Annotated in this window: 23 protein-coding genes, 1 tRNA gene and 4 pseudogenes; 11 read left to right on the top strand and 17 right to left on the bottom strand. The window is 61.3% G+C overall.

The features are described 5' to 3' along the window. Nucleotides 1-69 precede the first annotated feature (69 nt). Nucleotides 70-636: an ADP compounds hydrolase NudE gene (gene nudE, locus F474_RS19635; protein ID WP_097088278.1), complete on the top strand. Its 567-nt coding sequence runs from the start codon at nt 70-72 to the stop codon at nt 634-636. Next, nucleotides 633-1,475: a 3'(2'),5'-bisphosphate nucleotidase CysQ gene (cysQ, locus tag F474_RS19630; RefSeq protein WP_097088282.1), complete on the top strand. Its 843-nt coding sequence runs from the start codon at nt 633-635 to the stop codon at nt 1,473-1,475. The genes nudE and cysQ overlap by 4 nt, the downstream gene beginning before the upstream one ends. Here the strand turns inward: cysQ and F474_RS19625 are convergent. Genes F474_RS19625 through rfbB form a run of 7 tightly spaced genes read right to left on the bottom strand, consistent with a single transcriptional unit; the run spans nt 1,447 to nt 8,485 of the window. After that, nucleotides 1,447-1,890, bottom strand: a complete 444-nt coding sequence (locus F474_RS19625; RefSeq protein WP_097088284.1) for a thioesterase domain-containing protein — start codon at nt 1,888-1,890, stop codon at nt 1,447-1,449. The two genes, cysQ and F474_RS19625, sit on opposite strands and share 29 nt — an antisense overlap. A gap of 4 nt (nt 1,891-1,894) precedes the next feature. Beyond that, nucleotides 1,895-3,283 (bottom strand): sigma-54 dependent transcriptional regulator, encoded by a 1,389-nt coding sequence (locus F474_RS19620; RefSeq protein WP_097088286.1) that lies wholly within the window; start codon nt 3,281-3,283, stop codon nt 1,895-1,897. Beyond that, a complete protein-coding gene (locus tag F474_RS19615) occupies nt 3,280-5,100 on the bottom strand; it encodes an ATP-binding protein (protein WP_097088288.1) in 1,821 nt (606 codons plus the stop codon). Before F474_RS19615 ends, F474_RS19620 begins: the two co-directional genes overlap by 4 nt. 31 nt (nt 5,101-5,131) lie before the next feature. After that, entirely contained in the window at nt 5,132-5,992 is an 861-nt protein-coding gene (rfbD, locus tag F474_RS19610) for a dTDP-4-dehydrorhamnose reductase (RefSeq protein ID WP_097088291.1), read from the bottom strand. After that, on the bottom strand, nt 5,989-6,537 hold the full coding sequence (gene rfbC, locus F474_RS19605) for a dTDP-4-dehydrorhamnose 3,5-epimerase (protein WP_097088294.1): 549 nt from the start codon (nt 6,535-6,537) through the stop codon (nt 5,989-5,991). Before rfbC ends, rfbD begins: the two co-directional genes overlap by 4 nt. Beyond that, nucleotides 6,534-7,406: a glucose-1-phosphate thymidylyltransferase RfbA gene (gene rfbA, locus F474_RS19600; RefSeq protein WP_097088297.1), complete on the bottom strand. Its 873-nt coding sequence runs from the start codon at nt 7,404-7,406 to the stop codon at nt 6,534-6,536. Before rfbA ends, rfbC begins: the two co-directional genes overlap by 4 nt. Next, nucleotides 7,403-8,485 (bottom strand): dTDP-glucose 4,6-dehydratase, encoded by a 1,083-nt coding sequence (rfbB, locus tag F474_RS19595; RefSeq protein WP_097088300.1) that lies wholly within the window; start codon nt 8,483-8,485, stop codon nt 7,403-7,405. Before rfbB ends, rfbA begins: the two co-directional genes overlap by 4 nt. A 202-nt stretch (nt 8,486-8,687) precedes the next feature. Here rfbB and F474_RS19590 point away from each other — a divergent pair, with 202 nt between their 5' ends. The 4 genes from F474_RS19590 (at nt 8,688) to F474_RS19575 (ending at nt 14,617) form a co-directional block, all read left to right on the top strand. Further along, the gene (locus F474_RS19590; RefSeq protein ID WP_097088302.1) at nt 8,688-11,564 is read left to right on the top strand and encodes an aminotransferase; all 2,877 of its coding nucleotides are present in this window, start codon (nt 8,688-8,690) and stop codon (nt 11,562-11,564) included. Nucleotides 11,565-11,690: 126 nt separating this feature from the next. After that, nucleotides 11,691-12,785 carry an agmatine deiminase gene (gene aguA / locus F474_RS19585; protein WP_097088304.1) on the top strand — a complete coding sequence of 365 codons (1,095 nt, stop codon included), beginning with the start codon at nt 11,691-11,693 and terminating at the stop codon, nt 12,783-12,785. Nucleotides 12,786-12,937: 152 nt separating this feature from the next. After that, nucleotides 12,938-13,132 carry a hypothetical protein gene (locus tag F474_RS19580; RefSeq protein WP_097088307.1) on the top strand — a complete coding sequence of 65 codons (195 nt, stop codon included), beginning with the start codon at nt 12,938-12,940 and terminating at the stop codon, nt 13,130-13,132. Between the two features lie 207 nt (nt 13,133-13,339). Beyond that, nucleotides 13,340-14,617 (top strand): OprD family porin, encoded by a 1,278-nt coding sequence (locus tag F474_RS19575; protein WP_097088310.1) that lies wholly within the window; start codon nt 13,340-13,342, stop codon nt 14,615-14,617. A 66-nt stretch (nt 14,618-14,683) separates the two neighbouring features. Here the strand turns inward: F474_RS19575 and F474_RS19570 are convergent, their stop codons facing one another. Together F474_RS19570 and F474_RS19565 are read right to left on the bottom strand one after the other, a co-directional pair. Next, complete coding sequence (locus F474_RS19570) at nt 14,684-15,151, bottom strand: DUF5384 family protein (protein ID WP_256577834.1); 468 nt, start codon at nt 15,149-15,151, stop codon at nt 14,684-14,686. 38 nt (nt 15,152-15,189) lie between these two features. After that, a complete protein-coding gene (locus F474_RS19565; protein WP_097088315.1) occupies nt 15,190-15,696 on the bottom strand; it encodes a hypothetical protein in 507 nt (168 codons plus the stop codon). A 388-nt stretch (nt 15,697-16,084) separates the two neighbouring features. Here F474_RS19565 and F474_RS19560 point away from each other — a divergent pair, with 388 nt between their 5' ends. The 4 genes and pseudogenes from F474_RS19560 to F474_RS19545 all read left to right on the top strand — a co-directional run. Continuing rightward, nucleotides 16,085-16,408, top strand: coding sequence for a helix-turn-helix domain-containing protein (locus F474_RS19560; RefSeq protein ID WP_097088475.1), 324 nt, complete (start codon nt 16,085-16,087; stop codon nt 16,406-16,408). 212 nt (nt 16,409-16,620) lie between these two features. Next, nucleotides 16,621-17,172, top strand: a complete 552-nt coding sequence (locus F474_RS19555) for a hypothetical protein (protein WP_125483392.1) — start codon at nt 16,621-16,623, stop codon at nt 17,170-17,172. A gap of 486 nt (nt 17,173-17,658) precedes the next feature. Continuing rightward, nucleotides 17,659-17,898: a type II toxin-antitoxin system RelB/DinJ family antitoxin gene (locus F474_RS19550; protein ID WP_097088319.1), complete on the top strand. Its 240-nt coding sequence runs from the start codon at nt 17,659-17,661 to the stop codon at nt 17,896-17,898. Continuing rightward, nucleotides 17,888-18,166 (top strand): annotated as a pseudogene (locus F474_RS19545) (type II toxin-antitoxin system RelE/ParE family toxin); the annotation flags it as partial. The gene F474_RS19550 and the pseudogene F474_RS19545, both read left to right, overlap by 11 nt. A gap of 425 nt (nt 18,167-18,591) precedes the next feature. On the opposite strand, the gene F474_RS23380 reads toward F474_RS19545, so the two are convergent. From F474_RS23380 to F474_RS19520, 8 genes and pseudogenes are all read right to left on the bottom strand, one after another. Then, complete coding sequence (locus F474_RS23380) at nt 18,592-18,939, bottom strand: S-4TM family putative pore-forming effector (protein WP_165830349.1); 348 nt, start codon at nt 18,937-18,939, stop codon at nt 18,592-18,594. A gap of 86 nt (nt 18,940-19,025) precedes the next feature. Continuing rightward, nucleotides 19,026-19,616, bottom strand: coding sequence for a hypothetical protein (locus F474_RS22575; RefSeq protein WP_125483391.1), 591 nt, complete (start codon nt 19,614-19,616; stop codon nt 19,026-19,028). Next, a complete protein-coding gene (locus F474_RS22570; RefSeq protein ID WP_125483390.1) occupies nt 19,617-20,048 on the bottom strand; it encodes a hypothetical protein in 432 nt (143 codons plus the stop codon). A 33-nt stretch (nt 20,049-20,081) separates the two neighbouring features. Then, nucleotides 20,082-21,068 (bottom strand): hypothetical protein, encoded by a 987-nt coding sequence (locus tag F474_RS19540; protein WP_218191672.1) that lies wholly within the window; start codon nt 21,066-21,068, stop codon nt 20,082-20,084. 232 nt (nt 21,069-21,300) lie between these two features. Then, a pseudogene (locus F474_RS23045) lies at nt 21,301-21,575 on the bottom strand (hypothetical protein). 35 nt (nt 21,576-21,610) lie between these two features. Continuing rightward, nucleotides 21,611-22,082, bottom strand: a pseudogene (locus F474_RS23040) (integrase); the annotation flags it as partial. 2 nt (nt 22,083-22,084) lie between these two features. Continuing rightward, nucleotides 22,085-22,396 (bottom strand): annotated as a pseudogene (locus F474_RS19525) (Arm DNA-binding domain-containing protein); the annotation flags it as partial. A gap of 150 nt (nt 22,397-22,546) precedes the next feature. Then, nucleotides 22,547-22,622: transfer RNA gene (locus F474_RS19520), tRNA-Thr, on the bottom strand. Between the two features lie 151 nt (nt 22,623-22,773). On the opposite strand from F474_RS19520, the gene F474_RS19515 reads away from it, so the two are divergent. Next, on the top strand, nt 22,774-23,397 hold the full coding sequence (locus F474_RS19515) for a response regulator transcription factor (protein ID WP_165830348.1): 624 nt from the start codon (nt 22,774-22,776) through the stop codon (nt 23,395-23,397). Nucleotides 23,398-23,517: the final 120 nt, after the last annotated feature.

The raw sequence follows: 23,517 nt of genomic DNA, 5'->3' as shown, positions 1-23,517 counted from the left end.
TGAGGCTCCTGGGCAGGTCAAAAAAACGCGGTGCATGTATAGTAACCCGTTCACGCCAAGGAGCCGCCCATGCGCCAAAAGCCCACCGTCCTCGCTCGCGAGATCGTCGCCAGCAGCCGAATCTTTCGTGTCGAGCAGGTGAATTTGCGGTTTTCAAATGGTGTGGAGCGCGTCTATGAGCGCCTCGTTGGCCGGGGTACCGGCCACGGCGCCGTGATGATCATCGCCATGCTCGATGCCGAGCACGCGGTGCTGGTCGAAGAATACTGCGGCGGCACCGAAACCTATGAGGTGTCGCTGCCCAAAGGCCTGATCGAACCGGGTGAAGACGTGCTGGCCGCCGCCAACCGCGAGCTCAAGGAAGAAGCCGGGTTCGGCGCCCGCCACCTCGAGCACCTGACTGAGCTGTCGCTCAGCCCAGGCTACATGAGCCAGAAGATCCAGGTGGTGCTGGCCACCGACCTGTACGAAGAGCGGCTGGAAGGCGACGAGCCCGAGCCGATGCGGGTCGACAAGATCAACCTGCGTGAGCTCAGCGCGCTGGCACGCAACGCGCAGTTCAGCGAAGGCCGCGCCCTGGCGGCGTTGTACCTGGCCCGCGACCTGCTCACCGAGCGCGGGGTGTTCAAGCCATGATCTATCCCCATCCGCTACTCGAAGGCGCCATCGAGCTCACTGCCCGAGCGGGCGAGGCCATCCTGCCGTTCTGGCGCCAGGGCGTTGAAGTCGCGACCAAGGCCGACGAGTCGCCCGTTACCGCCGCAGACCTGGCGGCGCACAAGGTGATCGTCGAAGGGTTGAGGGCGCTGGCGCCGGACATCCCGGTGCTGTCGGAAGAAGACGCCGACATCGCACACGCCGAGCGCAGCCAGTGGCACCGATGGTGGCTGGTCGACCCCCTCGACGGCACCAAGGAGTTCATTGCAGGCAGCGAGGAGTTCACCGTCAACATCGCTTTGGTCGAGGCGGGGCGCGTGGTGTTCGGCGTGGTCGGCATGCCGGTGACTGGCCGCTGCTGGTTTGGCGGCCATAGCCTGGGTGCCTGGCGTTCGGAAGCTGGCGACGCGCCACGGCCGATTGCGGTGCGCCAGCGCCAGCCGGCCGGCGAGCCCTTCACGGTGGTCGCCAGCCGCCGCCACACCAGCGAGCAGCAGGAGCGCCTGCTGGCAGGCCTTGCCGAACGGGTCGGTGAGCTGAAGCTGTCGAATATCGGCAGCTCGCTGAAATTCTGCCTGGTGGCAGAAGGGGCTGCCGATTGCTACCCGCGCCTGGCGCCTACCTCACAGTGGGACACCGCCGCCGCTCAAGGCGTGCTGGAGGGGGCAGGGGGCCTGGTGCTGACCCTTGAAGGCGAGCCGTTTACCTACCCGGCGCGAGAAAGCCTGCTCAACGGCTTCTTTCTGGCCTTGCCGGCGGGGGTGGCCTGGCAGGCCGAGCTGATTGCCCTCAGCGGTGCAGCACGTACTGGCCACTGAAGCGCACTGCAGCTTCCTCGCTGCCCAGGTTGCGCACCTCGGTGTGCAGCTCGATACGCGCCCTGCCGTGGCGCGCCCAGCTCTTGAGAAAACGCCCCCATAGCGCCTCGTCGGGTGCCTGGCACAGCACCTGTGCGTCGCCGGTAACAGGCAATGGATAGTCGATCTGGCCCTGCTGGATCACGATGTGGCCGCCCTCGACGCCCGCCTCGCGCAGCGCCAGGTGCAGCCAGCCCCACCCAGCCAGCACGGCGCCGCAATACAAGCTGCCGCCGAACATCGTGTGCTTGTGATTGACGTTGGGCGCCAGCGGCAGGCCCAGTACCAAGCGGCGCTGCGCCCAGCCTTGCACGGTCAGGCCCATCTCGCGGGTAAGCGGGATGTCGTGGTGGAGGATCGCTTGCAATGGGTGCATGGGGCTATTCCGTATCGTCGCCCGCCGCGAAGTGCAGGCCGTGCTTGCGCAGTTTGTCATGAAGGGTCTTGCGCGGCATGCCCAGCGCTTCGGCCAGGCTGCGCAGCGAGCTGTGCGAGCGTGCCATTTCGGCCTGGATCAGCCCGCGTTCGAAGCTTTCGACTTGCTCGCCCAGTGTGCCGCTGTCCAAGGCCGGTTCGTCGCTGGAGTGGCCGGCCGGGGCCTGGTTGTCCAGCGCCAGCTCAAGGCCGAGGGCAAAGCGCTCGGCAGCGTTCTGCAGCTCACGCACGTTGCCCGGCCACGGGTGGCGCATCAGCAGCGCGCGCTGGGCAGGCAGCAGCGCATGAGCTGGCAGGCCATGGCGCTGGGCGGCGCTGTCGGCGTAATGCTGGAACAACAGCAGCAGGTCTTCGCCCCGCTCGCGCAGCGGTGGGATGCGCAGCGAGGCCACATTGAGCCGATAGTAAAGGTCGGCACGAAACCGCCCTTGGTCAGCGGCCTGGCGCAGGTCTTCCTTGGTGGCGGCGATCACTCGGATGTCCAGCGGGATCTGCTGGTTGCCGCCCAGGCGCTCGACCATGCGCTCTTGCAACAGGCGCAGCAGCTTCACCTGCACGTCCAGGCTCATGCTTTCGATTTCATCGAGAAACAGCGTGCCGCCGTTGGCGAACTCGAACTTGCCGATACGGCGCTTCTGCGCACCCGTGAACGCCCCCGGCTCATGGCCGAACAGCTCGCTTTCCACTACCGATTCGGCCAGCGCGCCGGCGTTGATCGCCACGAAGGGCCCGGCACGGCGGGGCGAAAGATCGTGCAGCGCGCGCGCCACCACTTCCTTGCCGGCGCCGGTCTCACCCAGGATCAGCACGTCGGCCTTGGTATTGGCCAGGGCGCCGACCTGCTCGCGCAGGCGCATCATCGGCGCCGAGGCACCGATCAGCCGAGTGCTGAGCTCTTGCCGGTCGTTCAGGGCCAGGCGCAGGCTGCGGTTTTCCAGCACCAGCCGGCGCACGCCCAGGGCACGGCGCACGCTGTCGAGCAACGCCTCGTTGGCGAAGGGCTTTTCCAGGAAGTCATAGGCGCCGCTGCGCATGGCTTGCACCGCCAGCGGCACGTCGCCGTGGCCGGTGATCAGCAGCACGGGCAGCTCCGGGTCTACGGTATGCAGGCGCTCGAGCAATTGCAGGCCGTCCAGGCCAGGCATGCGGATGTCGCTCACCACCACGCCTGGCCAGTCCTTGTCGATGCGCTCGGCCAGGCCCGCGGCGTCGCTCAGCGGCAGCACCACCAGGCCGGCCAGGTCGAGGGTCTGGCTCAAGGCTCGGCGCAGGTGCGGGTCGTCATCGACCAGAATGACCTCGACACGGCTGTCGATGGGGCTGGCGTCGCTCATGCGAACTCCTCCGGTGGCTGCAGGTTGGCGCCGGGCCGGGCCGGAAGCAGGCGCAAGGTAAGCAAGGCGCCGCCTTGGGGGTGGTTGCCCAGCACCAGCTCCCCGCCCAAGGCGCGCATCAGGGTCTCGCAGATGGCCAGCCCCAGCCCCAGCCCCTGGGTGCGGGTTTTGGTGGTGAAAAACGGCTCACGGGCACGGGCCAAGGCCTCGCGGGTGAAACCGGGGCCGTTGTCGCGGATGTACAGGTTCACACCCTGGGCGGTTTTCTCGGCGCTGATCCACAGCTGGCGCGGGTTGGCCTTTTCGGTCAGGGCATCGAGGGCGTTGGCCAGCAGGTTGCCAAGCACCTGGCGCAAGCGGGTTTCGCCGGCCTGCACCCAGAGCGGGGCGTCGGGCAGGTCGCGAATCAGCTCTACATCCATGGCGCGGCGGCGCTTGGCGAGCAGTGCCAGGGCATCCTCGATGGCCGGCTGCAGCGCCACGCTTTCCGGGGCGTGATGATCACGGCGGGCAAAGGCGCGCAGGTGGGCGATGATCGAAGCCATGCGCGCAGTCAGCTCTGTGATCAGCTTCAAGTTGCCACGGGCGTCGTCGGTGCGCTGATGGTCCAGCAGCACCTCGGCGTTTTCGGCATAGCTGCGGATGGCCCCCAGCGGCTGGTTGAGCTCATGGCTGATGCTCGCCGACATCGTGCCCAGCGCGCTGAGTTTGCTGGCCTGTACCAGCTCGTCCTGAGCCTGGAACAGCTTCTGCTGGGCGTGCTCGCGTTCGAGCACTTCCTGCTTGAGCCGTGTGTTCAGCCGCTCCAGTGCGCTGGTCCGCTCGGCTACGCGCATTTCGAGCTCCTGGCGTGCCCGGGCTTCGAAGGCAATGCGGTCCAGGTAATTGCGCCTGCGCTGCATCATCAGGCCCAGGCCCAGCATCAGGGCCAGCAGCGCGCCACTGGCGATCGCCAGCACACTGCGCACCGGCCGGTCGATCAGGCTGCGCGGGGCGAGCAGGCTGGCGGTCCAGCCGGTTTCGGTAATGGCCCGGCTCTGCACCACCCAGGCGTTTTTATCCAGCGCCAGGGGCTGCGGGTCGCGGGTAGGGTAGGCAAGGTTGGCCTCGATGGCCTGGTGCTCGCTGGGGCTGAGCGCGCGGGTGGCTCGGTAGCGCCAGTCGGGCCGCGAGGTGAGGATCACCACGCCGTACTCGTCGGTGAGCGCCAGTTGCTCGGGGGTTTTACCCCACAGCCGTTCGGTGTGGTCCAGGTCGACTTTCACCACCAGCACGCCGATCACCCGCTCGCCATCGCGCACGGCGGCGGCGAAGAAGTAGCCGCGCTTGGCCGAGGTTGTGCCCAGCCCGAAGAAGCGCCCCAGGCGCCCGTCCACGGCGTCGCGGTAGTAAGGGCGGAAGGCGAAGTTGCGCCGCAGGAAGCTGTCTTTCTGGTCCCAGTTGGAGGCCGCCAGGGTGTCGCCGTTGGCGTCCATCAGGTACATCACTTCGGCGCCGGTTTGCTGGCTGATCTGCTTGAGCAAAACATTGGCGTTGTCAGCGGCCTGTTTGTCGGCCGGCGCCTCCAGCACATGGCGCAGCGCCGGCAGGCCACTGAGGATCTGCGGCAAGGTTTCGTAACGATGCAGCGTGCCGAGAAGGTTGGCCACGTACAGGTCGAGGGTCTGGCGATTCTGGCTGGCCAACTCGTTGCGGTAATAACGGTCGGCAAGCTGTTGCACCGGCCACAACATCGGGGCCAGGCACAGGGCAAGAATGGCCAGGCTGCGCCAGCGAGGGCGGCGGGGCAAGGCATTGGCGGTGGGGGTGGTCGGCATGGGGCGATTATGCCCCATGCGCGCGGGCGCGTCAGGCCAGGCAGCTCAGCAGGGCAGCATGCCAATCTGGCTGGCTTACCCCCCAGGCCCGTTGCAGCAGGCTGCAGTCGAGCCGGGAGTTGGCCGGGCGTTTGGCGGGGGTGGGGTATTGCGCGGTGTCGATCGGCACCAGGCGGGCGCAGGGCTTGCCGGCGGCCTTGAGCTGCTCGGCGATGGCCTCGGCGAAACCGAACCAAGAGGTGCTGCCGCTCGCCGTCAGGTGATAGGTGCCCCAAGCCCCGGCCTGGCCTGCCTGCCAGCGCTCTACCAGGGCGGCGGTGCTGTCGGCGATGGTGCACGCCCAGGTGGGGGCGCCGAACTGGTCGGCTACCACGCTCAACGTGTCTCGTTCCTGCAGCAGGCGCTGCATGGTCAGCAGGAAGTTGCGGCCAGTGAGCGAATACACCCAGCTGGTGCGCAGGATCAGATGCTCACCGCCCACCGCTGCGATGGCCTGTTCCCCAGCCAGTTTGCTCGCGCCATAGACCCCCAGCGGGCCGGTGGCGTCGCTTTCGACGTAAGGCTCGGCCTTGGCACCGTCGAACACGTAGTCGGTGGAGTAGTGAATCAACGGCACGCCCAGCCGCGCAGCCTCTTCGGCCAGCACCCCGGGGGCGTGGGCGTTGATCGCGTGGGCCAGCGGCGCCTCGCTCTCGGCCTTGTCTACGGCGGTGTAGGCTGCCGGGTTGATGATCAGCCCCGGCGCCAGGGCACGCACCTGCGCGCGAATCGCCGCCGGGTCGGCCAGGTCGAGCTGCTGGCTGCCCAGCGCATGCACCTCGCCCAGGCCTGCCAGGCGCGCCTGCAGGGCGAGGGTCACTTGCCCCTGGGCGCCGGTGATGAGGATTTTCACGGGAGGGTCTCCGCCATCTTGAACGGTGTGCCGTTCTGGTCCTTGGCCGACAACTGCGGGACGATGCCCTCAAGTTCCCAGTCGATGGCCAGGTCCGGGTCGTTCCAGGCAATGCAGCGCTCGGCGGCAGGGGTGTAGTAGTCGGTGGTCTTGTAGAGGAACTCGGCGTAGTCGCTCACCACCACGAAACCATGGGCGAACCCTGGCGGTACCCATAGCTGGTGCTGGTTGGCTGCCGACAGCCGGGCGCTGGCCCACTGGCCGAAGGTGGGTGAGCTGCGGCGGATGTCCACGGCGATGTCGACCACCTCGCCTGCAACGACCCGCACCAGCTTGCCCTGCACGTGATCAACCTGGTAGTGCAGGCCGCGCAGCACGCCTTTCTGCGAGCGCGAGTGGTTGTCCTGGACGAACTCCAGCGCACGCCCGGTGGCTTCTTCGAAGGCGCGGGCGTTGAAGCTTTCGAAAAAGAATCCACGATCATCGCCGAATACCCGGGGCTCGATCAGGAGCACATCTGGGATGGCCGTAGTGGTCACTTTCATCGGTCGTCTCTCACCAGGCTAAACAGGTATTGGCCGTAGCCGGTCTTGCCGAAGGCTTCGGCGCGCGCCAGCAGCTGATGCTGGTCGATCCAGCCTTGCTGGTAGGCAATCTCTTCCAGGCAGGCGACCTTCAGCCCCTGGCGATGCTCGACGGTCTGCACGTATTGCGAGGCCTCCAGCAAGCTGTCGTGGGTGCCGGTGTCGAGCCAGGCGAAGCCACGGCCGAAGCGCTCGACGCGCAGGTCGCCACGGGCCAGGTAAGCATTGTTGATGTCGGTGATTTCAAGCTCCCCGCGAGGCGAAGGCTTGACCGCCTTGGCGATCTCGACCACATCGTTGTCGTAAAAATACAGCCCCGTGACCGCATAGCTGGACTTGGGCTGCTGGGGTTTTTCCTCGATCGACAGGGCCTTGCCCTGGGCGTCGAACTCCACCACGCCGAAACGTTGTGGGTCTTTGACCCAGTAGCCGAACACCGTGGCGCCGCTGCCGTGGGAAACCGCCCGGTTGAGCTGGTCGGAGAAATGCTGGCCGTGGAAGATGTTGTCGCCCAGCACCAGGCATACTGAGTCGCTGCCGATGAACTGTTCGCCGATCAAAAACGCCTGCGCCAGGCCGTCGGGGGAGGGCTGCTCGGCGTAGCTGATGCTCACGCCGAACTGGCTGCCATCACCGAGCAGGTTGCGAAACTGCGGGAGGTCGACTGGCGTTGAAATCACCAGGATCTCGCGGATGCCGGCCAGCATCAGCACCGAGATCGGGTAGTAGATCATCGGCTTGTCGTAGATCGGCAGCAGTTGCTTGGATACGCCCAGGGTGATGGGGTGCAGCCGGGTGCCGGAGCCGCCGGCCAGAATGATGCCTTTCATGCGATCAAATCCTTGTGTTCGGTGTTGCCCAGGCGCTCGCGCTGGTAGCTGCCGTCTTGTACGTGGCGGCACCATTCGAGGTTCGCCAGGTACCACTGCACGGTTTTGCGCAGGCCGCTTTCGAAGGTTTCGGCCGGTACCCAGCCCAGGTCGCGCTGAATCTTGCTGGCGTCGATGGCGTAGCGCTGGTCATGGCCGGGGCGGTCCTTGACGAAGGTGATCAGGTCGGCGAACCGAGCCACGCCTGCCGGGCGCTCGGGCGCCAGCTCTTCGAGCAACGCGCAGATGCCGCGCACCACGTCGATGTTCTGCTGCTCGTTGTGGCCGCCGATGTTGTAGGTTTCCCCCACCTGGCCGCGAGTGGCCACTTCCACCAGCGCGCGGGCGTGGTCTTCGACGAACAGCCAGTCGCGCACCTGCTTGCCGTCGCCGTACACCGGCAGCGGCTTGCCTTCGAGGGCGTTGAGGATCACCAGCGGAATGAGCTTCTCCGGGAAGTGATACGGGCCGTAGTTGTTCGAGCAGTTGGTGACCACCACGGGCAGCCCGTAGGTGCGGTGCCAGGCGCGAACCAGGTGGTCAGAGGCAGCCTTGCTCGCCGAATACGGCGAGCTGGGGGCATAGGGCGTGGTTTCGGTGAACAGGTCGTCGACGCCATGCAGGTCGCCGTACACCTCGTCGGTAGAAATATGGTGGAAGCGAAACGCGGCGCGGCGCGGCTCGGGCAGTTGGCTCCAGTAGCCACGGGCGGCTTCGAGCAACGCGTAAGTGCCGACCACGTTGGTCTGGATGAAATCGCCCGGCCCGTCGATGGACCGGTCGACGTGGGATTCGGCTGCCAGGTGCATGATCACCTCGGGCTCGAAACGGCCCAGCAGCTTGGCGACGGTGGCCTGGTCGGCGATGTCGGCCTGCACGAACTCGTAGCGGCTATCGCTGGCGATGGGCTGCAGCGATTCAAGGTTGCCGGCGTAGGTGAGCTTGTCGAGGTTCAGCACCTCATGCTCGGTATTGGCGATCAGGTGGCGGACCACCGCCGAACCGATGAAGCCGGCGCCGCCGGTAACGAGAATTCTCATGTGTTGACGTGTTCCTTATGTCGTCGAGGGTGCAACGTGGGCCTAGCTTGGAAGCATCAGGGGCTGTACGCAAGCTTGACGCATACGCTACCGAAGCCCGCCGGGAAACTGGCAGGCATTTTAGCCTTTGGGGGCAGGGCCTTGCGCAAAGAGTGAAAGGCATGGCGTTATTGGCGCCTGGAAATTGCCGAGGCCTGCCTACATGCTCATCGAAACGCTTTCCCGCCGCGCCAGCCTGCCGCCACCTGACCTGGACGCCGACGGCGCGTTGGCGCTGCTTGAGGCGCATTATGGCCTGACTGGGCGCCTTTCGCCGCTGGGCAGCCAGCAGGATCGCAACTTTTTCGTGGAGGCGGGCGATGAGCAATTCGTGCTCAAGGCGTGCCGCGATGACTACAGCCTTATGGAACTGCAGGCTCAGCACCAGGCTATGGCGCACCTGGCCGAACACGGGCTGCCAGTACCGCGCGTGCTCAAAGCGCTCAACGCAGAGAGCATCATCCATGTAGAAGGCGCGTTCGTGCGCGTGCTCAGCTACCTGGGCGGCCAGCCACTCACCGACAGGGGGTGGTTCGGCGACGTTTTGAACATGCGCATGGGGCAGATGGCGGCCAAGGTGAGCGTGGCACTGGCCGGCTTCGAGCACCCCGGCCTGGAGCGCACCCTGCAGTGGGACCCGCGCCACGCGTGGGCAGTCACCGAGCATCAACTGCCCAGCCTGGCTGACCCCGAGCTGCGCGCGCGCGCCACAGCCTGCGCCGAGCAGGCCTGGGCACGGGTGCAGTCACTGGCCGATGCGCTGCCCCAACAGGCCGTGCACCTGGACCTGACCGACGACAACAGCGTGTGGGCGCTGGATGCCCAGCGTGAATGGGCCCTGCAAGGGATGATCGACTTCGGCGACCTGTGCCGCACCTGGCGTGTGGCGGAGCTGGCAGTGACCTGCTCGGCGCTGCTGCACCACAGCGAAGGCGACCCTTTCGCCATCCTGCCCGCCGTACGTGCCTGGCACGCCGAGTGCCCTCTCACCCTCGAGGAAGCGCAGGCCTTGTGGCCGATCATCCTCGGCCGCACGGTAGTAGTGCTGGTCGGCGGCGCGCACCAGCTGGCGCTGGACCCTGGCAACACTTACGTGCAGGCCAATGCTGCAGCCGAACGGGAAATGTTCGAGGTGGCGCAGGCGCTGCCCCTGGCGTTGATGGAGGCTGCGATCCTCGAAGCCTGTGGTTTTGAGCTGGCGCCTGCGCCGGCCTGCCCGGGCCAGCTACTGGCGCAGCCGATGGCAAGCGCTGTGCGCTGCGTTGACCTGGGTGTGCTCAGCCCCCACTTCGAAGCCGGCAACTGGGAGCAGCCCGGCATCGAAGCGGTGCTGCTGGCCGAGCACGCGCCGGCCAGCTCACGTTATGGCGAGTACCGCCTGGCCCGCACCCTGGTGGACTGCCCCCAGGCCCCTGAAACCTTTGCCCTGCACGTGGACCTGATGCTGGCCGAGCCGGCCCCGTTGCTGGCGCCGTTCAGTGGCCATTGGCGCGAGCACCCCGAGGGCGGCGCGCAGCTGTGTGGCGAACAGCTGACCCTGCGCCTGTGGGGGTTGGGCCCGATCCTAGAGGGGGCCGTGGCCTGTGGTGACACGCTCGGCACCCTCAGCGGCCCGGCCCGGGTGCAGTTGATTCGCGCCGGCCTTGCCAGTGCACCGCTGTTCTGCACCGCCAGCCGCGCCGCCGCCTGGCGCCAGCTATGCCCCTCGCCGGCCGGGCTGCTGGGCTGGGATTGCGACGCGCCGGCCTTCGAGGACGCCCACGCGCTGCTTGCCCGGCGCGATGCCAGTTTCGCCCGCTCGCAAAAGCACTATTACGCCGCACCGCCGCGCATCGAGCGGGGCTGGCGCAACCACCTGATCGACCTGCAGGGCCGCTCTTACCTGGACATGCTCAACAACGTTGCCACGCTCGGCCATGGCCACCCGCGCATGGCCCAGGTGGCGGCACGGCAGTGGTCGCTGCTCAACACCAACTCGCGCTTTCATTACGCCGCCATCGCCGAGTTCTCCGAGCGGCTGCTCAAGCTTGCGCCCGCCGGCATGGACCGGGTGTTCATGGTCAACAGCGGCACCGAGGCCAACGACCTTGCCATCCGCCTGGCCTGGGCCTTCAGCGGCGGGCGCGACATGCTCAGCGTGTTGGAGGCCTACCACGGCTGGTCGGTGGCCACCGATGCCATTTCCACCTCTATCGCCGACAACCCCCAGGCGCTCAGCACGCGCCCGGCCTGGGTGCATCCGGTGATGGCGCCCAACACCTACCGCGGCGCCTATCGCGGTGCCGGCAGTACGGCCGATTACCTGCGCAGCGTCGACGAGAGGCTTGCTGCCATCGACCAGAGCGGGCGGCCGCTGGCCGGGTTCATCTGCGAGCCGGTATACGGCAACGCCGGCGGCATCGCCCTGCCGCCGGGCTACCTGGAAGCGGTGTACGACAAAGTGCGCGCCCGTGGCGGCGTGTGTATCGCCGATGAGGTGCAGGTGGGTTATGGCCGTTTGGGCGAATACTTCTGGGGCTTCGAAGAGCAGGGCGTGGTGCCGGACATCATTACCATGGCCAAGGGCATGGGTAACGGCCAGCCGCTGGGCGTGGTGATCACGCGCCGCGAGATTGCCGAAGCACTGGAGGCGCAAGGGTATTTCTTCTCCTCGGCCGGAGGCAGCCCGGTCAGCTGCCAGGTCGGGATGGCAGTGCTGGACGTGATGGAGGAAGAAGGCCTCTGGGACAACGCCCGCGAAACCGGCCGCTACTTCAAGGCGCGGCTGGAGGCTTTGGTGGAGCGCTTCCCGCTGGTGGGCGCCGCCCACGGCTCAGGCTTCTACCTTGGCCTTGAGCTGGTGCGTGACCGGGAAACACTGGCACCGGCCACCGAGGAAACCGCCCGGCTGTGCGACCGCCTACGCGACCTGGGCATCTTCATGCAGCCTACCGGCGACTACCTGAACATCCTCAAGATCAAGCCGCCGATGAATACCACCCGTCAAAGCGTGGATTTCTTCGTGGACAGCGTGGCGCGGGTGTTGTCAGAAGGGTTATAGAGAGCTTCATCGACAATAGTCGGCTAAAAGACAGGTCTTTGAATCGTGAAACCAAATTTCGCGATTCATAAGCCGACTTTTATCCGGTATAAACACCGCCTACCTCACCTCAGGAGCGCACATCGCATGGCTACGCTGACCACCACGCCACGGGCCGACGGTTTCTACATGCCCGCCGAATGGGCCCCGCACAGCCAAACCTGGATGGTCTGGCCCGAGCGCCCAGACAACTGGCGCCTGGGCGGCAAGCCGGTGCAGGCTGCGCATGTGGCGCTGGCCAAGGCCATCGCCCGCTTCGAGCCGGTCACCGTGGCCGTGTCGGCCGCGCAATTCGCCAATGCCCGTGCCCGCCTCGACGCGCCGAACATCCGCGTAGTGGAAATCAGCAATGATGATGCCTGGGTGCGCGATACCGGCCCTACCTTCGTCATCGACGGCAAAGGCCAGGTGCGTGGCGTGGACTGGGCTTTCAACGCCTGGGGCGGCTTCAACGGCGGCCTCTACAGCCCGTGGAACCGCGATGAAGAGCTGGCGGCCAAGGTGCTGGAAATCGAGCGCTGCGACCGCTACCACACACCGGGCTTCGTGCTTGAAGGTGGCTCGATCCACGTCGACGGCGAGGGCACGGTGATCACCACCGAAGAATGCCTGCTCAACGCCAACCGCAACCCGCACCTGAACCGCGAGCAAATCGAGGCGGTGCTGCGCGACCACCTGGCGGTGGATACGGTCATCTGGCTGCCCGAGGGCCTGTACAACGATGAAACCGACGGCCACGTCGACAACTTCTGCTGTTACGTACGCCCCGGTGAGGTGTTACTGGCCTGGACCGATGATCCCAAAGACCCCAACTACCCACGCTGCCAGGCCGCAATGAAAGTGCTCCAGAGCACCCGCGACGCCCGCGGGCGCACCTTGGTAGTGCACAAGATGCCGATTCCCGGGCCGCTCTACGCCACCGAAGAAGAGTGCGCAGGTGTCGACCAAGCCGCCGGCAGCCAGGAGCGCAACCCCTCTGTGCGCCTGGCCGGCTCTTACGTGAACTTCCTGATCGTCAACGGCGGGATCATCGCCCCTAGCTTCGACGACCCGCTGGACGCCACGGCAGAAGCGATTCTGCGCCAGGTGTTCCCCGGCCATGAGGTGGTGATGGTGCCGGGCCGCGAGCTGCTGCTGGGCGGTGGCAACATTCATTGCCTGACCCAGCAGCAACCGGCCTGACCCCGGCAGCAAGGGCGCCTCGAGCAGGGGCGTTCGGGCGAGTGGCACAGCTTTTGTATTGTTTGTTCGGCAGGTCGGCTTCGTTCCCATGTCGCTAACCTGTCACGAACATTGGATAGCGTTAGCGCTCGTTGAAAACCGGGAGTGCCACCATGAACTTGACCCACGGCGCGCCGCAGCCTAAATACGACCCTGTGAACTTGCAGACCCTGGCTTGCTGGCTACATGCCCATGGCGGAAGGCAGGTTGCGCCTGCCGACCCTCGCAAGCTGATGAACGAACGTTACCCGCTCGGGCTGTTCAGCGATGCCGAAATGGAAGTGCTGGCGAGCATGTTCAAGCGTTAAAGCCCCTTTGACGGGGGCCCAACCCCGCTTATGAGCCAATTCTGAAGCTTGGCCCCTTCAATTGACACACCCGTACCCGCTGGCTAGCATGCCGCCGCGCGCCCGGAGCCAACCGTTGCCCCTTCTGCCCAAGCCCGCCCTGCCGCGGGCTTTTGCGTTTCTACGCGGGCCATGCGCGCGAGTCTGCCTGCCAACAAGGAAAAGAACATGCTGAATTACCGTTTGGGCGCGCTCGCCCTGAGCGTTCTGGCTGCAAGCCAGGCCATGGCCAGTGACCAGTCCGACGCCAAGGGTTTCGTCGAAGACAGCCACCTGAACCTGCTGTTGCGCAACGCCTACATCAGCCGCGACTACGACCACAACCGCCAGGACCGCGCAGAGTGGGGCCAAGGCTTCATCGCCAACTTCAGCTCCGGCTTCACCCAAGGCACCGTCGGCGTGGGCGTCGATGCCTTCGGCCTGTACGCACTGCGCCTGGACGGCGGCAAGGGCCGCAGCGGTGCCGGTGGCATCGACTTCTTCAAACGTGGGGACGATGGCAACGGTGCTGCCGCCAACGACCTGGCCCGTGCAGGCGCAGCGGTTAAATTCCGTGTCTCCAACACCGTGCTCAAATACGGCGACATGATGCCGACCCTGCCGGTGCTCAACCACGACGACTCGCGCCTGCTGCCCGAGAGCTTCACCGGCACCATGATCACCTCCAAGGAGATCAAGGGCCTGGAACTGAACGCTGGCCACTTCACCTCCGAAGCGCGCAAGAGCGCCGAAGGCCGTGACAGCGGCGACCTCAAGCAGATCGACGTGCTCGGCGGCAAATACCAGTTCACCGAAAACCTCAGCGCCGCCCTCTATGCCGCCGACGTCGAAGATCGCCTGAAGCGCCAGTACGTAGGCGCCACCTACGTGTTGCCGCTGCAAGCCGACCAGTCGCTGACCTTCGACTTCAACGGCTACCGCACTCACCTGAACCAGGGCTTCGCCGACTCCCTCAACAGCGGCCAAGACAACAAGATCTGGAGCCTGGCGGCCACTTGGGCCTTCGGCCCGCACTCGCTGACCCTGGCCCACCAGCGCAGCAGCGGCGACGCCGGCTACGTCTATGGCGGCTACCGTAGCGCCGGCTATGTGGGCGACGGCGGCAGCACCATCTACCTCGCCAACTCCTACTGGTCGGACTTCAACGCCGAAGACGAACGCTCCTGGCAACTGGCCTATGGCCTGGATTTCGGCGCCTACGGCCTGCCGGGCTTGAGCTACCGCATCGCCTACGTACGCGGCGACAACATCCGCACCAACGACGGCGAAGGGACCGAGCGCGAGATCTTCAACCAGGTGCAATACGTGGTGCAGAGCGGCCCGGCCAAAGACCTCAAGCTGAAACTGCGTGGGTCGTGGCTGCGTGTGTCGAACAACGCCAGCGACTACAACGTCTCGGGCAACGAAGTGCGTGCATTCGTGGAGTACCCGATCAGCATTTTCTGATCGCCTAACCTAGCACGGCGGGGCAATGCCCGCCGCGCTGGGTCGCTGTTCAAGCGCCGGGGTGGTTCAGTTGCCAAACCAGCGCTTGGATTTGTTTACCTCGGCATCGCCCGTGCTTTCCATCAGCGATTTGGCACCGGTGCTGATGTTGCGGTTGGCGTCGGCCTCCGCCTGAATCACATCCGACCGCGCCGCCTTCTCGCGCAACTCGGCATCGATGTAATCATTGGTGCGCGCCGTGCGCGCTTTCATCGCGTCCAACTTCAGCCGCCGCTCCTCCAGCGCCATGGCGCGCTCTTGATCCTCGAACTTCTCATCACGGCTCTGCAGGCGCCGTTGCTCGGCCCGCTTCTGCTCAGCCGCCGCCTCGCGCTTACGTGCTGCGGCCTGGGCCTGCGCCCGTTGCCTGGCCACTTGCGCATCATGCGCGCGCTGCTGCTCGGCCTGCCGCGCCGCTTCAGCCTGCTTTTGTTGCGCTTCGATCTGCTGCAACTGATCGAACGGCCCCGCCAGCACCGGCGACGCGGCCAGCACCAAGGCCAACCCCAGGTATAGGCTGTTCATGGCGCACCTCAGCTTTTGGCAGGTTCCGGGCAAGTGGCATTAGGCTGGATGCGCGTTTCGTTGCGCATCGTCTTCACCATCAACGACACCTCACCCACCTTGAACTCGCACAGCTTGCCCACCTGCGCAGAGGTATAGATCTTGCCCTCGTCGGCATAACCGATCAGCACACCCGGCACCAGTGAAGTGGAATCCACCATCGACCCCGCCAACACGCCCGCGCCGCCGCCCGCCACACCGCCAACGATGGCCGTATCCCGGTTGTTCTGGGCGCCCAGCGCACCACCTGCTGCCAGGCCCAGCACGCCGCCTACCAACTGCGCCGCCTGGCGATTGCGGGTGTTGTCGACTTTGATCCGGGTGGGCGAGACCGTAACGATCTTCACCGTCTTGGCCTCTTGCTGCGTGTTCACCTGCATCGCGTCGAACACATCGGCCTGGTACTCCTCACCGGTGGATTGGCAACCGGCAACGAGTGCCGCCATGGCGAGCACGAGTGCGCCTTGTTTGAACATGGGGGTGGTCCTTTAAATGATTGGAAGTGGGCGCACGGGTATTGCCGGGTGTGCGCGAATAAACCGGGTGGAATGGTAGCGGCGGGGTAGGGCGGATATAAGCGGGAGAGTTCTTAGTTGTTGTTTGGGGGCGTTGCGGGGGTTGGGAAAAGTCTAATAACTCGAGCGCAAGTTGCGCCGCGATATTGGCGTGTTAGATCATCTCCAGTTTTGCAACGCGCCGCACAACGCGAGGCGCGGCACGCAGGCCATCGAGTGGGAGGGCGGCTTCGCCGCACGACGCGCCGGGCACGGCTACACACTTCGGTACCCTACTCATATAGGTTTAAAACGCGCCTGAGCGAAACGTGATTGTGCATGCTGGCAAATGCAGGTCTGCACTTACTCCATGACCCCATTCTGCAAACGCCTCAAGCAAGCCAGGCTTGCAGCAGGCTTTTCCCAGGAACGCCTCGGCATCGAGGCCGGTATCGAACCCGCCTCCGCGAGCGCACGCATGAACCAATACGAAACCGGCAAGCACGTGCCCAACCCAGCGACCGTGCAGCAGGTGGCGAAGGTGCTGGGTTTGCCGGCGGCGTTTTTTTATTGCGATGAGGATGACCTGGCGCGGATGGTAGTGGCGTTTCACAGGTTACCGCAGGCACGGCGGGGTGAGGTATTGGAGCAGTTGGAGAAGGGCGGGCAGGGTGCGCGCTTGCTCATGCCTTGAGTAAGCGGGTAGCGACCACCGATACGCCGCATTGAAGCAGATAGTCCGCATGCCATGCCCGGTTTTGGTAACGCCAAACAACGCCGCAACGCTTATGATGATGAGCTGCCGCCCAGGCTACTGCGCCGCCTAAGGCAGGTATCAAGCAAGTAAACCTGGCCCGCCGCCTCGATCGGCTCGCGGCAAACCATCACCCCTGACCGCAGGCCCCAATGAAAAACACGATGATGACGCTAACGGCCCGTTGCCTCTTTGCCCTGCTGGGGTTGGCTACGCTGTATTTGGCCGGATGTGCATCGGAGGCTGAGCGCCAACGCTCAATCGACCCCGTGGACATCACCCTTAAAGTCGTCGACAAGAATGGGGCCCCATTGGCCGGCACCACCCTGAAGGTCACGCAGCAGATTGCTGTCGGCACTCAGCTCTTCTGTGTTTCGATCTCCACCTTCGGCGGCGGCGGCAAAAACTGCACGCGGTACAAAGACGTTCATATCTTCAAAGGCCAAGTGGCGAGCGACGGCATACAGCACATACAGGTTTCCTACCGCAGCCCGCTGAAGATTCGCGTAGCGGCCCCCTGCATCACCTTGAATGGCAAAAACATGCGGCCTTACTTCTGGCGGTTGGTTCCAGAGGGCGTGTTTCTGACCGAGCGCACCCTTACTCTCGGCCCCGTTCATGACCCACAGAATGGTTTCAGTGTCGATTATGAAGACTGCAGAACGACAACACCCCCGCTGGAGTACTGGGAGAACGTGTTTTGAGGGAGGGGTGTTGATGCTTCAGGCTCGATGGCGCTACTGAATTACTTGGGGCGGTGGGGTGGCGTGATTTGGGAAAAAGGGCGCCAAATTTGTGCATGATTGCCGAGGCGACCATGGCGATGGTGGAGGTGTTGCCCAGCTTTTTATGCAGGCCGTTGGTGCGGGGAGGGGCGACCGACCCATCTCCATAACCGAGGAACAAAAAAAGGCCCGTCTTTCGGTGAGCCTTCTCGTGTGATGCATTTGGTGTGGCACCAAACGGACGTTTTCTAGCTGCAAGGGCAGGGACTTCGCGGGGCTGGAATTTGGTGGATTTTTTGGCGTACCTCAAAGGGTCGCCATAAATAAATCAGCGGATCACGGCGTCTGATGGAATCGAATCGGGGTGCGAGTCACAAATTGTCGTTCCGTGCCGCGCAAAAGCTTGCGTGTCGAGTGACTGCAAGGCAGTGTACAGACAACTGTCATTACGCAGAGATTCCTTTCATGGCATCCATCAATGTCCGTATCGATGACGACCTCAAAACGCGCGCCTACCGCGAGCTTGAAAAGCTAGGGGTGACACCTTCCGAGCTGATGCGTCAAGCCTTGCAATACGTTGCCGAACGCGGCCAGCTGCCCTTCAAGACCGTACTGGTCACCGATGAGGACGAAGCATTGCTCGCAACGGTTCGTGAGCGCTTGGCCAATCCTCAGCGCGTGAAGGTTTCACTGGATGACCTATAGCCTCGAATTTGATGCGCGAGCGCTGAAGGAGTGGCGCAAGCTCGGAGAGCCGGTTCGGCAGCAGTTAAAGAAAAAGCTGGTGACGATTCTGGAAAATCCCAAGGTTGAGGCTAACCGCTTGAGCGATTTTCCGGACTGCTACAAGGTCAAGCTACGCAGTAGTGGGTATCGCTTGGTTTACCAGGTCGTCGATCAAGAGGTCGTGGTGTTTGTTCTCGCTGTGGGTCAGCGTGAGCGAGAAGAGGTTTATCGGGCGGCTGCGGCGAGAGAAATCGACACCGGCGAATGGTTGGTTCTCAAAGTGGAGGGAGCCTTTGCTGGCGCTGGATGGACGCTGATGTGTGGCGGCACCAGGAGTCGAAAATATTGATAAATCTGTGATTTATAATATTTTCATCTGTAAAGGGCCGATGCTCTATCTCTAAAACTATCCTTTGTTATTTGTAAGATATTTCTAAAGCGCGAGAAAGCCTAATCAGCATCAATTGCCCTCGACATATGGCTGCCTCACCACCTTGCAATATAGGGGATGAAAGGCGACTCAAGGTTTTGGTTGATAGAAGAGCGCTATCGGCCGACTCTAGTAATAAAGTAGCTTCCTCTGGTCCGCTCGCACAATAGCGGGATAAAATCCGTTTTTTTGTGCGTCTACGCGAAGTTTATGGCCGGCTGCTTGCGTTAAAGCGGTAGCTATCAACGAGCTGTGAATTTTTCCTCAAGTTGTTGAGTGGAGAGGCGCATGACAGTTTCGTCTGATTCACGGAAAATTTTATAGAATAAATCTGGAATTAACCAATCTGTTTTTCGCTTAACAAACAATTGGCCTTGTATGGAATCTACTGAGCGACGGATAGAATTTTCGCTTGGGTTTGACTCTGCATTAGCGATGGACGACTCAATGCTATCTAGTAGTCTCTGAGACTGCTCAATAGAGGCTTTGTTTTCCTTTAGTGTGTTATAACCGTAGTCAAGAATTGGGCCAAGTAGGGCCTCTGGCCACCAGTGCGCCAGCCATGTCCGGATTTTAGGCTCCGATTCCAACCTATTATAATCATGATTTCATGTGTGCCTGATTTTACGGACATCTATTGGGTAGGCGATGCCCAAGACTTTGTAGTAGCTTCAAATTATCGGGTAAGTTCGAAGTGTCCTTTAGTGCCGCGGTTTGTAAAATAATTTCCTCTAAGGATTTCATTTTTCTCGGTGAAAAGTTTTAATGTTGAGGCTCCTTCATATGGGAGCGATGATTCTCCTCCAATATTCTTAGGGATGACTCGATAAAAATAAAAAATCACGGGTCTTCCCGAAATTGAATCTTTAGATGTTTTCACTACGATAGTTTCGGAGTCGGAGCCCGCTGAACAAACTTCCATGCTCAAAGATACGAGATTTTGTTTAATGCTAGCCTTAGCATCTACAATTCCTTTCTTCCCATTCTGACTCCAATGAATTTTCATCTTCCAGTTGCCGTTTAGATCTGGGAACAAGAGTTCGTTTAGTATTGGAAACTTAGCCCAAAGCTTTCTCCAGAAAAAGTGCGCGCTAACAAGCAAAAATAGCTCTAAGGCCCCAGCGCCTCCTAGCACAACTCTTAAGAGGGCGCTTGCCGAAATTTCAGGGTTAAATAAAAATAAAGCCAGTACTATTAAAAGCGCCAAGGTGGCATAAGCTTGGCAGACAAGGACTATTATTTTAATAGGCGAAATAATTGCAAACACCTAGACACCCTCAAAGTAGACTTCTTGGCCATTTTTGAAAATTGCTATGCCTAATGCTGGAGTAGCCACCGCACTAAGCACCACTCCTGGAGTTTTTGAGCCAAATAGCGCCGCTAAGTATCGCCCGCCAAACCGTCTCCCCCGATTCAGTGGGATGTTGTGCACTATTGGAGGTGAAAAATATTGAGCGACGCGGACTAGTTTTAAGGTTGTTGTCAATATGTGGAATCCATCATGGAGGTCACTGTCCAAGGAAGATATTTGTGCTAGATTTACTGCTAATTTTTCATGGTTAGGAATCGTTACATTAGCTCTAAGCGGGAAGATAGGGAGGGCGGATTCTTCATCCCAAACTATCACGCCGACGCCTGAAAAATCCTTGCCAGAAAGCTTTACCACTTCCCTTAGGGTGTAAATAAGTTTCTCAGTCATAATTTCTTCTGTCTACCGGCTACCTAGGAGTTGTCACGCGATCTTAGAGGCTGCAGAAGCCTTTCTTTCTATACCTGAAAGCTTGGCCTCTTGTTCTCCGGCGCTAACAATATCGCTCAGTAACTCTCTAAAGTCTGATGGGCTTTTATTTAGCCGCATTCCTACAAACGTTCCGGGAAACGAGAACTTTGACGTAATGAACTCGCGATTCGAGCCTATTAGTTTGGCTTGACCGCTACCCAGCGCGAACCATCCGAAATTACTTCCGACTTGACTCAGGATATAAAGCCCAAAACCAGAGTTGTCATAAATGTTTTTCTCTTCACTAAGGCCTATTGTCCGACTAACACCAGGGCTTATAGCTTGTGTCAAAGCTTCCTCGTCACTCTCAATTTTGAGAACGTCTCTGAGTGAGCTTGATATACCAATGCCCTCATCAACTACTGCGAACTCTGCAGTGCCATTTGCCCAGCGCTGGCCGCATACCCAGCATTCATCCACTCCTGAGTGCTCAAAAACATTTCTAACAATTTCTCTGATGGAGTAGGTGTAAACTCTTAGCTCTTTGCTGTCATCATGTGATCCGGCCAGCACGCCTGCGAGACCACGAGCTATCGACTCTATAGACGCATACCATTCGTCTTTGCCATTGACTTCTGCAGATTTGTCTGGTCTTTTTATAATCTTGATAGGCAGATATGTAAGAGATCCCTTCGCTTCGCCAACCTTCTTTCCTGCTTGAATATTTATGAAGTCGAAAAAGCCTAAATGCATTAAATATGAATGAGCTTGATTGTTTTCTTTTATCTCCGATCGCCATGTGTCAAGATTCAGTGACTTCCGATAGCTGATCCAGTTACGTAGTACGACTCCCGCAACTAACATTGCTATTGGCGTGGAAAATTCAAGGGTTCCTAGGTTTATGGTGACTCTCTTTGGGTGATCTTTTGCATCATCCAGTAGCTTGAAAAAAGGCTCTAGGTACTCTTTTTCAAAGCGTTTCGGAAGATCGATATTCATGTTGTTTTCTAACTCCTGGTTTCGCGGGGTTACCAAATCCCATCCAAGCTGCTGAGTTTCACTTTACTCTACCTTGGATCCGGCTCGGCACCGCTGAGGTTAGCCGTGACTGACTGGGGTGCTACTCCTTGATGCGACCTGATCGTAGCGACTTGGAACTCGACAAGAGGCTGTTTTCATTCGGGGCCAGAATTCTCGGTGGCAGTCGTTGCTATCAAAATCATAACCTCGCTCAGAGGTAGAACACCCATGATTTTTCTAAACGATGAGTGAGCAGCCGCACGGTCAGCAAATAGTAATAGCGCGCGTCCTTGCTGCGTCGACGTAGGCGATGCTCAAGAAACCAAGCCACATGCTTTCTCTGCCACGCCCCAGGCGTCTCTAGCTCCCAGCGCTCTGCAATCTCAGCCTGGATGATTTGCGCCTGTCGCACATGGCGTTCCGAGTGGCGTGCGAACCGGTTAGCACGCCAGCCAAGAACAACTCCATATCGAATGGCTTGCTCATGACCGCCCTCCAATGTAGGCCGCGACCACGTCGATTCAACCGTGCCCCAGCTCGTAGCTGATTTTCCTTCGCGCCTCACGATCTAGATTCCTATCTGCCTGGCGACACTGGCCGCCGTTAATAGGCGGGGAGGCGCTGGGTGATTTGCCCATAGCGTTCGCATGCGTACGCTGCTCGTAGCTCATGGAAATCTTTAAGGTTGTGTGCATGCAGGATTTCCCGCGCAGGGCGGATGATGTCTTGAAAAAGACTTAGGTAGCTTTCGTGTGGCGCAATCACGTTGCGGCTGCCCGCAGGCGACACCTGTCGTGCAAACCCAAGCGCACCTCGCATATGGTCGTCCACCGCAATCCAACGCTGTGCCGAAGCGCCAGCGCGGTCGCCTTTAGTAACATCCTGAATGTTAATCCTGCCTAGGTCGTTAGCCTCACGGCTTAGCCGTAGTAGGTCCGCCAAAATGGCCTCACGCAAGCGCATGCCGGTGGCTTGTGCTAGCAGAACGATCGCGGTGTCGCCCCGTTGATCACGGCCTGAGTCTTGGTTTGTTGCTTGTACTGGATGGGATCTATGCCGTTGGCGAGCTGCTGCTTGATCTCGAAGCGCTTTCGGCGTGCGTCGCCCAGCCCAACCACTGGGTAGCTGCCGAGGGCGGTCAGGCCCTCGCGGCCATTGGGTTTCACGTACCTGAGCCGCCAGCCTTTGCGGCCATTGGGTTGTACAAGGAGGTAGAGATTGTTGCCGTGGGGGAGCTTGTACTCCCGCTATCAGGGCTTCGCCTTGCAACAGGCAGTGTCGGTAAGCGGGGCAGTGGTGCGGCCCATACGGGTAATCTCCGATATTGAAACCGACCTTTACCCTTATTAACGCTGGCTACCCTCAGAACCCAACAGAACCCCAAAACGAAAAAACCGCCAGAAGGCGGGTTTTTCGGTTGTTCCAGAGATGTTGAAAGCCTTCTCTGGAACCTTGATTGGTGCCGGCACCAGGAGTCGAACCCGGGACCTACTGATTACAAGTCAGTTGCTCTACCAACTGAGCTATACCGGCAAGGGCGCTGATTATAACGTCTTCATCGCGCCTGTAAACCCCGTTATGCCTTCCCTGTAGCGCAACGGCCCAACCCCTTCCTTGACCTAGGTCAAAAACCCCGCCAGCTCACTGCGGCATGGTCCCCTGCTGCCAAGCAAAAGGAACACCCATGAAGACTGCAGTAGTGATCGATGACCATCCATTTGTGCGTGCGATCGTGCGGGAGCTGCTCAGCCAGGAGGGCATTGAGGTTGCGGCGGAGGCCGGGGATGGGGTCGAGGCGTTTGCGCCGATTCGTGAATTTTCCCCAGACCTGTTAGTGCTGGATATCGACATGCCGCGTTTGGGCGGTTTTGAACTGATGGAGCGTTTAGCGCCGGAGACGCGCCCGAAAGTGTTGATGCTCAGTGCGTTTCCCGCGCAGTTTTATGCGGCCCGTTGTGTAAACGCTGGGGCCAGTGGATATGTTTGCAAAGAAGGGGAGTTGGCGGATTTTTCCCTGGCGGTTTCGGCGATCCGATCCGGGTATGTGTATTTCCCGCAGGTGAGCAACCTGCCGCAAACGCTGAGCCAGAGCCATCACGACGAGGCCTCGTGCCTGGCCGCGCTGACGGCGAGGGAGTTTCAGATCTTTCGCTACTTGAGCTCGGGAATGAGTAACAAAGCCATTGGTGAACATCTTGTGATCAGCAGCAAGACGGTGAGCTCGCACAAGTCACGTTTGCTGGCGAAGTTCAGGGTCGGTTCGGTGGTGGACCTCGCCTTGATTGCCGAGCGGCACGGGGTGGTGTGAATAACGGTTATGCACAATTGCGCCAGCGCGGCTTTGAAAGTTCATAAAGGTATTTACCAAAAGGCAAGTTGCCCATTGGCGCGGTGTTGCGGGCGATAAACACCGAATCGCCCGTACATC

This window comes from Pseudomonas sp. URIL14HWK12:I12 (assembly GCF_003097135.1).
GTDB lineage: Bacteria > Pseudomonadota > Gammaproteobacteria > Pseudomonadales > Pseudomonadaceae > Aquipseudomonas.
The sequence above is the reverse complement of the archived record's forward strand: the minus strand, read 5'-3'. Positions and strand labels throughout refer to the sequence as shown.

Excerpts from the sequence above, each read along its gene's own strand:
- nudE (WP_097088278.1), top strand. The coding sequence starts at position 70 with ATGCGCCAAAAGCCCACCGTCCTCGCTCGCGAGATCGTCGCCAGCAGC.
- cysQ (WP_097088282.1), top strand. The coding sequence starts at position 633 with ATGATCTATCCCCATCCGCTACTCGAAGGCGCCATCGAGCTCACTGCC.
- F474_RS19625 (WP_097088284.1), bottom strand. The coding sequence starts at position 1,890 with ATGCACCCATTGCAAGCGATCCTCCACCACGACATCCCGCTTACCCGC.
- F474_RS19620 (WP_097088286.1), bottom strand. The coding sequence starts at position 3,283 with ATGAGCGACGCCAGCCCCATCGACAGCCGTGTCGAGGTCATTCTGGTC.
- F474_RS19615 (WP_097088288.1), bottom strand. The coding sequence starts at position 5,100 with ATGCCGACCACCCCCACCGCCAATGCCTTGCCCCGCCGCCCTCGCTGG.
- rfbC (WP_097088294.1), bottom strand. The coding sequence starts at position 6,537 with ATGAAAGTGACCACTACGGCCATCCCAGATGTGCTCCTGATCGAGCCC.
- rfbA (WP_097088297.1), bottom strand. The coding sequence starts at position 7,406 with ATGAAAGGCATCATTCTGGCCGGCGGCTCCGGCACCCGGCTGCACCCC.
- rfbB (WP_097088300.1), bottom strand. The coding sequence starts at position 8,485 with ATGAGAATTCTCGTTACCGGCGGCGCCGGCTTCATCGGTTCGGCGGTG.
- F474_RS19590 (WP_097088302.1), top strand. The coding sequence starts at position 8,688 with ATGCTCATCGAAACGCTTTCCCGCCGCGCCAGCCTGCCGCCACCTGAC.
- aguA (WP_097088304.1), top strand. The coding sequence starts at position 11,691 with ATGGCTACGCTGACCACCACGCCACGGGCCGACGGTTTCTACATGCCC.
- F474_RS19580 (WP_097088307.1), top strand. The coding sequence starts at position 12,938 with ATGAACTTGACCCACGGCGCGCCGCAGCCTAAATACGACCCTGTGAAC.
- F474_RS19575 (WP_097088310.1), top strand. The coding sequence starts at position 13,340 with ATGCTGAATTACCGTTTGGGCGCGCTCGCCCTGAGCGTTCTGGCTGCA.
- F474_RS19565 (WP_097088315.1), bottom strand. The coding sequence starts at position 15,696 with ATGTTCAAACAAGGCGCACTCGTGCTCGCCATGGCGGCACTCGTTGCC.
- F474_RS19560 (WP_097088475.1), top strand. The coding sequence starts at position 16,085 with ATGACCCCATTCTGCAAACGCCTCAAGCAAGCCAGGCTTGCAGCAGGC.
- F474_RS19555 (WP_125483392.1), top strand. The coding sequence starts at position 16,621 with ATGAAAAACACGATGATGACGCTAACGGCCCGTTGCCTCTTTGCCCTG.
- F474_RS19550 (WP_097088319.1), top strand. The coding sequence starts at position 17,659 with ATGGCATCCATCAATGTCCGTATCGATGACGACCTCAAAACGCGCGCC.
- F474_RS22570 (WP_125483390.1), bottom strand. The coding sequence starts at position 20,048 with ATGACTGAGAAACTTATTTACACCCTAAGGGAAGTGGTAAAGCTTTCT.
- F474_RS19540 (WP_218191672.1), bottom strand. The coding sequence starts at position 21,068 with ATGAATATCGATCTTCCGAAACGCTTTGAAAAAGAGTACCTAGAGCCT.
- F474_RS19515 (WP_165830348.1), top strand. The coding sequence starts at position 22,774 with ATGAAGACTGCAGTAGTGATCGATGACCATCCATTTGTGCGTGCGATC.